The 10,817-nt window shown below is 70.5% G+C and carries 6 protein-coding genes; 4 read left to right on the forward strand and 2 right to left on the reverse strand.

Features of this window, described 5'->3' with window-relative positions; all coding sequences use genetic code 11:
• Nucleotides 1–4: 4 nt before the first annotated feature.
• The 4 genes from hmgA (at nt 5) to D7W79_RS13445 (ending at nt 6,353) form a co-directional block, all read left to right on the forward strand.
• Complete coding sequence (gene hmgA, locus D7W79_RS13430) at nt 5–1,315, forward strand: homogentisate 1,2-dioxygenase (RefSeq protein ID WP_120525771.1); 1,311 nt, start codon at nt 5–7, stop codon at nt 1,313–1,315.
• Nucleotides 1,312–2,316 carry a fumarylacetoacetate hydrolase family protein gene (locus D7W79_RS13435; RefSeq protein ID WP_120525772.1) on the forward strand — a complete coding sequence of 335 codons (1,005 nt, stop codon included), beginning with the start codon at nt 1,312–1,314 and terminating at the stop codon, nt 2,314–2,316. The genes hmgA and D7W79_RS13435 overlap by 4 nt, the downstream gene beginning before the upstream one ends.
• A 78-nt stretch (nt 2,317–2,394) precedes the next feature.
• Nucleotides 2,395–3,795, forward strand: a complete 1,401-nt coding sequence (locus D7W79_RS13440; protein ID WP_120525773.1) for a 3' terminal RNA ribose 2'-O-methyltransferase Hen1 — start codon at nt 2,395–2,397, stop codon at nt 3,793–3,795.
• Nucleotides 3,792–6,353, forward strand: a complete 2,562-nt coding sequence (locus D7W79_RS13445) for a polynucleotide kinase-phosphatase (protein ID WP_120525774.1) — start codon at nt 3,792–3,794, stop codon at nt 6,351–6,353. Before D7W79_RS13440 ends, D7W79_RS13445 begins: the two co-directional genes overlap by 4 nt.
• A 1-nt stretch (nt 6,354) precedes the next feature.
• Here D7W79_RS13445 and D7W79_RS13450 read toward each other — a convergent pair whose 3' ends face one another.
• Together D7W79_RS13450 and D7W79_RS13455 are read right to left on the reverse strand one after the other, a co-directional pair.
• Entirely contained in the window at nt 6,355–7,683 is a 1,329-nt protein-coding gene (locus tag D7W79_RS13450) for a porin (protein ID WP_120525775.1), read from the reverse strand.
• 196 nt (nt 7,684–7,879) lie between these two features.
• On the reverse strand, nt 7,880–10,774 hold the full coding sequence (locus D7W79_RS13455; RefSeq protein ID WP_147441913.1) for an Ig-like domain-containing protein: 2,895 nt from the start codon (nt 10,772–10,774) through the stop codon (nt 7,880–7,882).
• Between the last annotated feature and the right edge of the window lie 43 nt (nt 10,775–10,817).

Raw genomic sequence — 10,817 nt, forward strand, 5'->3', positions numbered from 1 at the left:
TGCCATGGAAAACGTCCGCCACCTGACAGGCTTTGGGAATGAGCACGCATCGGAGGCTGTCGCCGGTGCGCTTCCAGTGGGCCAGAACACGCCCCAGCGCGTCGCCTTCGGCCTCTACGCCGAGCAGCTCTCCGGCACCGCGTTCACCGCGCCGCGCGGCGTGAACCGGCGCACGTGGATGTACCGGCTGCGGCCCAGCGCGGGCCACCCGGCGTACCGGCCCGTGGAGTCCCGCACGCTGCGCAGCGGTCCGTTCCGGGAGGTGCCCCCGTCCCCCAACCGGCTGCGCTGGAGCCCGGCGCCCATGCCCACGGCGCCCACCACCTTCCTGGAGGGCCTCTTCACCCTGGGCGGCAACGGCTCACCGGCGGAGGGCGCGGGCGCGGCGGTGCACCTCTATGCCGCGACGGCGTCCATGACGGACACGGCGTTCTTCAACGCGGACGGCGAGCTGCTCATCGTCCCGCAGTCCGGGACGCTGCGCATCGTCACGGAGCTGGGCGTGCTGGAGGTTCCGCCCGGCCACGTCGCGCTCATCCCGCGCGGCATGCGCATGCGGGTGGAGCTGCCCGGCGGGCCCGCGCGCGGCTACATCTGTGAGAACTACGGCGCGGCGTTCCGGCTGCCGGAGCTGGGGCCCATCGGCTCCAACGGCCTGGCGAACCCGCGCGACTTCGTGGCCCCGAACGCGGCGTACGAGGACGTGGAGCGCCCCACGCGCGTGGTGCAGAAGTTCCAGGGGAACCTCTGGGAGACGACGCTGGACCACTCGCCCTTCAACGTCGTCGCGTGGCACGGCAACTACGTGCCGTACACGTACGACCTGGCGCGCTTCAACACCGTCAACACGGTGAGCTTCGACCACCCGGATCCGTCCATCTTCACGGTGCTCACGTCGCCCAGCGACACGCCGGGAACGGCGAACTGCGACTTCGTCATCTTCCCGCCCCGGTGGATGGTGGCGGAGCACACCTTCCGGCCGCCCTGGTTCCACCGCAACGTGATGAGCGAGCTGATGGGGCTGGTGCACGGCGTCTACGACGCCAAGGCGGACGCGTTCCTGCCCGGGGGCGCGTCGCTGCACAACTGCATGAGCGCCCACGGCCCCGACCGGAAGACCTACGAGGCCGCCGTCGCCGCGGAGCTGACGCCGAAGAAGATCGACAACACGCTCGCGTTCATGTTCGAGACCCGCTGGGTCATCGCGCCCACGCGCCAGGCGATGGAGAGCCCCGCCCTCCAGGCGGACTACGACGCCTGCTGGGCGGACCTGCCCAAGGCGAAGGTGCCCTCCAAGGCAGGCGGCCAGCCGTGAAGCTCGCGTCACTTGATGTGGGGCGGGACGGCCGGCTGGTCGTCGTGACGAAGGACCTCTCCCGGTACGCGGAGGCCTCCACCATCGTGCCCACCCTCCAGGCCGCGCTGGATGACTGGGAGCGCCACACACCGGCCCTGCGCGCGTTGTCGCAACGGCTGGAGCGCGGGGAGCTCAAGTCGGAGCGCTTCAGCCCCACCTGGTGCGCGGCCCCCCTGCCCCGCGCCTACCAGTGGGCGGACGGCTCCGCGTACGTGAACCACGTGGAGCTGGTGCGCAAGGCGCGTGGCGCGGAGCTGCCGCCGTCCTTCTGGACGGACCCGCTGATGTACCAGGGCGGCTCCGACGGCTTCCTGGGGCCCTGTCAGCCCATCCCGCTCGCGGACGAGTCGTGGGGCTGCGACATGGAGGGCGAGGTCGTGGTGGTGACGCGCGACGTGCCGCTGGGGGCCACGCGCGAGCAGGCCCTGGCGGCGGTGGTGTTGGTGGGGCTGGTCAACGACGTGTCGCTGCGCAACCTGATTCCGGCGGAGCTGGCGAAGGGCTTCGGCTTCTTCCAGTCCAAGCCCGCGTCGGCGTTCTCGCCGGTGTTCGTGACGCCGGACGAGCTGGGAACAGCGTGGCGGGACGGCAAGCTGCACCGCCGCCTGGAGGTGTTCCTCGACGGCGAGCCCTTCGGCCGCGCGGACGCGGGCGTGGACATGACGTTCGACTTCGGCACGCTGGTGGCGCACGCGGCGAAGACGCGCTCGCTGTGCGCGGGCACCCTCGTGGGCTCCGGCACGGTGTCCAACCGCGGCCCGGACGGCGGCCCCGGCAAGCCCGTGGAGGACGGCGGCGCGGGCTACTCCTGCATCGCGGAGGTGCGCGTGGTGGAGACGCTCCGGGACGGCGCGCCGAAGACGCCCTTCCTCAAGCACGGCAACCGGGTGCGCATCGAGATGCGGGACGACGCGGGCAACAGCATCTTCGGCGCCATCGACCAGGTGGTCGGCGGGTAGGCGAGGAAGGAGGGGCCCTTTTCGTCAGGGCCCCTTGTTCCATCCGTCCGGCGCGCAGCAGGATTCACGCGCGCCTCCATGCTCCTGACCCTTTCGACGACCCACACGCCCGCGACGGACCTGGGCTACCTGCTGCACAAGAACCCAGACCGGCCCCAGTCCTTCGAGCTCCCCTTCGGACTGGCGCACGTCTTCTACCCGGAGGCCACGCCCGGCCGCGCCACGGCGGCGCTCCTCCTGGAGGTGGATCCGGTCGCATTGGTGCGCGGCCGGCCGTCGTCGGGCGGCCAGGGCGGCACGCTGGACCAGTACGTCAACGACCGGCCCTACGTGGCGTCGTCCTTCATGAGCGTGGCGCTGTCCCGCGTCTTCGGCACCGCCCTGTCCGGACGCAGCAAGGACCGGCCGGAGCTGGCCGCGCAGTCCCTGCCCTTCTCCGCGCGCCTGTCGGTGCTGCCCTGCCGGGGCGGAGAAGCCTTCCTGCGCCGCCTCTTCGAGCCGCTGGGCTACACCGTCACCGCGACCCGCCACGCGCTGGATGAGACCGTGCCCGCGTGGGGCGACAGCCGCTACTTCACCGTGACGCTGGAGGGCCACGTGCGCCTGGGCGACCTGCTCTCGCACCTGTACGTCCTCATCCCGGTGCTCGACGACGACAAGCACTACTGGGTCGGCGACGAGGAGGTGGAGAAGCTCCTGCGCCACGGCGAGGGCTGGCTCGCGGCGCACCCGGAGCGCGAGCAGATTGCACGCCGCTACCTGCGCCACCGCCACAGCCTGGCGCGCGAAGCCCTGGAGCGGCTCGCGGGCGACGAGGCCCCGGAGCCGGAGGAGCGCCTGGAGGCGCGCAACGCGGAAGAGGCCGTGCTCGAGTCGCGCCTGAGCCTCAACGAGCAGCGCCTCCAGACGGTGATGACCGTCCTGCAGGAGAGCGGCGCCGCGCGCGTGGTGGACCTGGGCTGCGGCGAGGGACGGCTCATCAAGGCCCTCTTGAAGGACCGGCGCTTCACGGAAGTCGTCGGCATGGACGTCTCCCACCGCACGCTCGAAATCGCCCAGGACCGGCTCGGCATCGAGAAGATGCCGGACCTGCAGCGCAAGCGCGTACAGCTGCTGCACGGCTCGCTGTTCTACCGCGACGCGCGGCTCGCGGGCTTCGACGCCGCCACCGTCATCGAGGTCATCGAGCACCTGGACCTGCCGCGCCTCGCGGCCTTCGAGCGCGTGCTGTTCGAGCACACGCGGCCCGGCCTCATCCTCCTCACCACCCCCAACGCCGAGTACAACGTGCGCTTCACCTCCCTCCCCGCCGGCACCTTCCGCCACCGCGACCACCGGTTCGAGTGGACCCGCGCCGAGTTCGAGGCCTGGGCGGCCCGCATGTGCGAGCGCTTCGGTTACACCGCGCGCTTCCTGCCCGTGGGAGAGGCCGACGCGGAGGTCGGCGCGCCGACGCAGATGGCGGTGTTCACGCGATGAACGTCCACATTCCAGAGCTGTCCCTCGTGGTGCTCATCGGGCCGTCCGGTTCGGGCAAGACGACCTTCGCGCACCGCCACTTCAAGCCCACGGAGGTGCTCTCCTCGGACACCTACCGGGGCTTCGTGTCCGACGACGAGAACAACCAGGAGGCGACGAAGGACGCCTTCGAGACGCTGCGCTACGTCGCCGCGAAGCGGCTGGCGCGGGGCCTGCTCACCGTGGTGGACGCCACCAACGTGCAGCCGGAATCCCGCAAGACCTTCGTGGAGCTGGCGCGCGAGTACCACGTGCTGCCCGTGGCGCTGGTGCTGGACGTGCCGGAGCGCACCTGCATCGAGCGCAACCAGCAGCGGCCGGACCGTGCCGCCAGCTTCCGCTTCGTGCGCAACCAGGTGTCCCAGCTGCACCGCTCCCTGCGCGGCCTGGAGCGCGAGGGCTTCCGCCACCTCCACGTCCTCAAGCCGGACGTCATCGACAACGTCGTGCTGGAGCGCCAGCCGCTCTGGTGCAACCTCAAGCACGAGCGCGGACCGTTCGACATCATCGGAGACATCCACGGCTGCCGTGAGGAGCTGGAGGCGCTGCTCACGAAGCTGGGCTACGAGGTGCGGCCGCGCGCGGACGGCACGCCGGGCTTCGACGTGCGCCCACCGGAGGGCCGCAAGGCCGTCTTCCTGGGCGACCTGGTGGACCGCGGCCCGGACATCCCGGGCGTGCTGCGGCTGGTGATGGACATGGTGGAGGCCGGCACCGCGCTGTGCGTGCCGGGCAATCACGAGATGAAGCTGCTGCGCAAGCTGCGCGGCGGCAAGGTCAACGTGTCCCACGGCATGGCCCAGACGCTGGAGCAGCTGGAGAAGGAGCCGCCGGAGTTCCACCAGCGCGTGGCGAAGTTCATCGACGACCTCGTGTCCCACTACGTGCTGGACGACGGGCGCCTGGTGGTGGCGCACGCGGGCATGAAGGAGGGCATGCAGGGCCGGGGCTCCGGCAAGGTGCGCGCCTTCGCCCTGTACGGCGAGACGACGGGCGAGACGGACGAGTACGGCTTCCCGGTGCGCTTCAACTGGGCGGCGGAGTACCGGGGCCGCGCGTCGGTGGTGTACGGCCACCAGCCCGTGCTGGAGGCCGAGTGGGTCAACAACACGCTGTGCGTGGACACCGGCTGCGTCTACGGCGGCCAGCTCACCGCCCTGCGCTACCCGGAGCGGGAGCTGGTGTCCGTGCCCGCGCAGCGCGCGTACTGCGAGGCCGTGAAGCCGCTGGGCGCCCCTGCTCCGTCGGGCCTGAGCGCGCAGCAGCAGGCGGATGACGTGCTCGACCTGGAGGACGTGCTGCGGGGCAAGCGCGTCATCTCCACGCGGCTGGCCACGAACGTCACCCTGCGCGAGGAGAACACCACCGCCGCGCTGGAGGCGATGAGCCGCTTCGCCATGGACCCGCGCTGGCTCATCTACCTGCCGCCCACCATGTCCCCGTCGGAGACGAGCACCCAGCCCGGCTTCCTGGAACATCCCCGGGAGGCGTTCGACTACTACCGCAAGGAGGGCGTGGCCCAGGTCGTCTGCGAGGAGAAGCACATGGGCTCGCGCGCCGTCGTCGTCATCGCGCGCGACGCGGAGGCCGCGCGACGGCGCTTCGGCGTCACCTCCGGCGAGACAGGCGTCTGCTACACGCGCACGGGCCGGCGCTTCTTCACCGACGAAGCCCTGGAGGCCGCGTTCCTCGCGCGCGTCCGCGCGGCACTGGACGCGTCCAGTTTCTGGGAGGAGCTGAAGACGGACTGGGCCTGCCTGGACTGCGAGCTGATGCCCTGGTCGCTCAAGGCCCAGGAGCTGCTGCGCGACCCGTACGCCGCCGTGGGCGCGGCCTCCCGCGCGGCGCTGACGGACGTGGTGGCGGTGCTGGGGCAGGCCACCGCGCGAGGGCTGCCGCTGGGTGAGCTGTCCACGCGCTTCACGGACAAGGCCTCCAGCGTGCAGCGCTACGTGGAGGCGTACCGGCGCTACTGCTGGCCGGTGGCGTCCCTGGACGACGTACGGCTGGCGCCGTTCCACCTGCTGGCCACGGAGGGCGCGACCCACGTGGACAAGGACCATGTCTGGCACATGGAGACGCTGGCGCGAGTGTGCCGCGCGGACCCGTCATTCCTCATGGCCACGCCCTACCGCGTCGTCGCGCTGGAGGACGCGGACGCGGTGGCCGGCGGCGTGCGGTGGTGGGAGGAACTCACCGCGCGCGGCGGCGAGGGCATGGTGGTGAAGCCCTTCGGCTTCGCGGTGCGCGGACGGCGGGGGGTGGTTCAGCCCGCCATCAAGTCCCGGGGCCCGGAGTACCTGCGCATCATCTACGGCCCGGAGTACACCGCGCCCGCGAACCTGGACCGGCTGCGCCAGCGAGGCCTGTCCACCAAGCGCTCGCTCGCGCTGCGTGAGTTCGCGCTGGGCGTGGAGGGACTGGAGCGCTTCACGAAGAAGGAGTCTCTCCGCCGCGTGCACGAGTGCGTCTTCGGCGTGCTCGCCCTGGAGAGCGAGCCCGTGGATCCACGGCTCTGACTCAGTAGTTGAACTGGAGCTGGAGGCGCGTCACGTGCCCCTGCTCCTGTTCATACGGGTAGCGCGACGAGGTGCGGTTGGCGATGACATAGGCCGCCGTCAGCTCCAGGGCCTTCCAGATCTGCCACTCCGCGCCCAACTCCAGCTCGCGCACGTCGTAGCGCGGGGCGTTGGTCTCGAACTTCTTGCCGCCCTTGTAGAGGGTGCCGCGCACGTAGGGGATGAGAGACACGCCCACCACCCCGTCCAGCTTGTACATCAGCTGCGCGTAGCCGCCCTGGAGGTTCCGGCTGTCGATGAGCAGCGACTCGTCCGGGCCCGTGCCCAGCGACGGGCCCCGCCCCACATTGTATTCCGCCTGGAAGCCCAGGGGCTGCGGGTAGACCGTCAGGCTGACGATGGCGCGCGCATCCACCAGGTTGCCGCCGCGCGCGAGCGCATAGGCCGCGTCCTCGCGCGGGGACGCGCTCAGGTTGAAGCGGCCGTAGTAGGCGCCCGCACCAACCTCCACGTACTGGGAGCCGAAGAGGAAGGGCCAGGTGACGCGCGCGACGCCGTGCGGGCTGTTGTTGCGCTCGGCGCGGTTGGCCGTCTGGCCGTTGTAGACACCCAGGCCCACGACGCCGTAGTCGCCGGAGCCCTTGAGGCCGCTGTCGACGAGGAACTTGAAGCGCTCGCGGATGTGCGCGGGCGCCCAGTAGAAGAACACGCCCAGGTCGCGCTCGTCCTTGAGCGCGCTGTTGATGGCGTCGTTGCGGTCCAATGCCAGACGGTTCTGGCTGGACTGGAGGTTCTCGAAGCCGAAGGGCACCTTGGACTGGCCCACGCGGAAGCGGAACTCCTTCGCCGAGTCGACGAAGATGTCCGCGTACCAGTCCCGCATGATGGCGACGTTGTACTGGTCACCGATGACAGAGGCGAAGTCCGGCTGCAGGTACACGGACACGTGCGGGTGCACGTCCCCGGAGATGACCAGCCGCGCGCGGCGGATGCCGAAGCCGGTGTCCTTGCCCAGGAAGCGGTCCCCCTGCTCGTTGATGAGCGAGTCGTTCACCCGGAAGCTGGGCAGCCGGTTGTAGCGGACCTGCGTGTAGCCCCGGAGGCGGAGCGTCTCGTACCAGGGCTTGTCCTTCTTCTTCTCCTCCTCCGGGGGCGGCGCGACGGCGGGAGGCACCGGCGAGGGGGCCCCCGCGGGCGGCGGAGCCTCCCCCACGGGCGAGGACTCGGGCGGAGTCTCCTGGGCCAGCGCCAGGGCGGAGGAGGAGAAGAGGAGCGCGGAGCCAGCCAGCAGGGCCTGAAGGACGGAGCGGTGGGACGAGGCGAGGGTCATGGTGGCGTGGGCGCCGGGCGGGGAACGGGGAGGGACCCGCCCGGTCCCGATGTGGCGCTCCCGTTACCGAAGGGAGCGGCCCTCCGCCACACACCGCCTGCCGTTGTTGCCACACCGTTACCGGGGCCTCCGTCCTGTCACAGGAACGAGCGTTTCGTGTCACACGCCTGTGACATGGCCAGCAGGGGCCCGGGCCTCAGCGGCGCTGGATGACGATGGTGCGCACGGACTCCACGGTGGCCCCGGAGCCCAGCGTAGCCCGGGCCACCAGCTCCCAGTCCCCGCCCAGGAGTCCCCAGAGCTCCTGCTCGACCGTGTAGGGCGGTGCCTGCACCGTGCCCATCGGGATGCCCGTCGCCTCTCCCGGGATGCGCAGCTCGAAGTCCACCTGCTGGACATCCGTCGACCCGGACACCTCCGCGGTGGCCACGAGGACGTCCTCGTTGTGGAAGTAGAGCCCGTCCACGTTGGGTTCCGTCACCAGGATGGAGGCCCCTCCCCGCTGGAGGGTCACGGTGCGCATGCGGGTGGTGCCGGTCTGGTTCCGGTCATCCGTCGCCACCGCGTACAACTCGAACGTGCTGCCGTCGGGGAGCGAGGCCGGCACCGCCCAGTTGAGCGACCAGGGATACTTCGTGGTCGACCCGAGGAGCGTCGTGGTGGTGCCCTGGCGCATGTAGAAGTCCACGTTGCGCACGTTGTCGACGACCTCGAACTGCGTGATGAAATCAGGGGCCTGCGGCGAGACGGTCTGGAGGCTGACGAACGCGCCCACCGTGGCGTTCGCGGCCGGCGCATCCCACAGGATGACGGGCGGCAGGTTGTTGATGTTCAACGACTGCCGGGGCGTCTCCGACGTGCGGTTGAGCACGTCCGTGGCCGTCACCTTGACGGGGATGGAGCCATCCGCGGTCCCGGAGTTCCAGGCGCATTCATAGGGCGCGGCCGTGTCCGTGCAGATGAGCGCGCCGTTCACGTAGAACCGGACCGTGAGCGGCATGACCGCCGAGCTCGCGGAGGCCGTCATCACGATGACGCCCACCTGCGACTGGGGGCTGTACGGCCCGGTCAGGGTGACGGTGGGCGGCTTGTTGTAGACGTTCAAGACGAGCGGCGTCCGGGAGACATGGCCCATCACGTCGCGGGCCTCCGCGGTGAACGTGTGCGGGCCGTCCGGAACGGACAGCGAGTTCCAGCTCAGGGTCCGGGTGGCGGACGTGCCGGAGACCCCGGCATTCGCCCTGGAGATGCCATCCACGAGCAGCGCGATGGACGTGAGGTTCAGGTCGGACGCGGTGATCGTGAACGAGGCAATGCCCGTCACGAAGGCGCCCGCCGCGGGCGAATCGAAGCGGACCTCCGGGGGCTGATTGTCCACGAACACCTGCCGCGTCACGGTGGCGGTGTGAGCACCCCGGTCGAAGGCCCTCACGGTGAGCGTGCGCGGACCGTCGGGGACCGACTGCGAGTTCCAGTCCACCGCCACCGGGAGGGTCCCCCCCGACGAGGACGCCGACCCCACGAGCTGACCCCCGGCGCGCACCTCGACGAGCGACAGGCTGGTGTCGGAAGCGGTCGCGCTGATGCGGACGGTGCCGCCCACCAGGGCATCCGCCGCCGGAGCGTCGATGCGCACCGTGGGCGGCTGGTTGTCCACGTGCGCGACGACGTCCGCCCGGCCGGTGTGTCCCGCCCGGTCGTCCGCGACCACGCTGAAGGTGTGGAGACCATCCGCGACCTGCCAGGAGTTCCAGGTCACCTGCTGGGTGGCCCAGGAGTTCCCACCGCTGTCCGCGCTTCCCACCTGCGTTCCATCCACCAGCAGCCGCAGGCCGGTGAGCGTCAGGTCCTCCGCGCCTCCGGAGAAGCGGACGTCGCCGGACACGACCTGTCCCTGGGAAGGGTCGTTGACGTACGGCGAGGGCGCGTGGTTGTCGACGGTCACCTGCACCGTCGCGGGCTGGGAGGAATAGCCATAGGCGTCCCCGGCCACCGCCTGGATGAGCGCGGGGCCATCCGCCATCGTCCGGGTGTCCCAGTACGCGGAGAACGGAGCCTGCGACGCGACCGTGAGAGGAACGTTGTTGATGGAGTACGCCACCTGCGTCACGCCCGTGTCGTCCGCGGACCAGGTGGTGATGATGAAGGCGCCCTGCCGGAGCTCCCCCGCCGCTGGAGTGGTGATGGCGACGGTGGGCGGATGCGTGTCGGCGTAGAGCTGGTTGACGCTCGCGATGTCCGCGCCGCTGAGGCCCGTCCGGTTGGCGACGATGCCGGTGCCATTCTTGCGCAGCATCGTCCGGCCGCTGGAGGTCGTCTCGTTGCAGAGGGGGTAGAGGGTCGCGGCACACGACCCGTAATGCATGATGGAGCCCAGGTCGTACGGCCCCCAGTCCATGCCCGGCCTTCCCTGGGCGACATACGTCGTGAACTGGTCCACCGCGTCGGGCTGGATGTTGTCCCAGTAGATGTTGACGTAGGCATCGCGGTCCGCGCGCGACTGCATGTGGAAGAGACCCACGCTGTGGCCAATCTCGTGGATGACCCCGCCCGCGTTACAGGTGTCATCCTCGCTGCTGACGTCTCCGACGTTGACGAACTGCTCGCCTCCGTTCCTGCCGATGTTCGCGTTGCAGACGCCCACGGGCGCGCGGCGGAAGGTGACCCAGGAACCCTCATTCGGCCCACGAGGCACCAGCTTGATGCGCGTCCGCGAGTTCCACTCGTTGATGGCGGTGGTGATGCGGCCCGGGTTCGGAATGCCGGAGGCGATGACGTAGGGGATGATGCCGTCCGGCCAGAGCGACGTGCGGGCCACGGTCGCCAGTCCCTGTCGCGCCTCGCCGTCCGCGCCCTCCGCCCCGGGCTTCACGGGCAACAGGATGTCCCCGTCGAACACCGCCGCCCCGTCGATGACCCGGTACGGGAGCCGGACGACCTGGTTGCCCAGGTCGACCATCGCGAACCGCGAACCGGAGGACGGACCCGGCGTCGGGTCCACTTCCCTCGGTGGCTCGCCACATGCCGCGAGCAACAACCCCACCATCCACACGCACCGGGACCGGGCCCCGGCGAAGAACGACAGAGACATGAAATGCCCCCTCTGATGACACAAAGGGGCGGGACCCTAGGGA

Source organism: Corallococcus exercitus, assembly GCF_003611585.1.
GTDB lineage: Bacteria > Myxococcota > Myxococcia > Myxococcales > Myxococcaceae > Corallococcus > Corallococcus exercitus.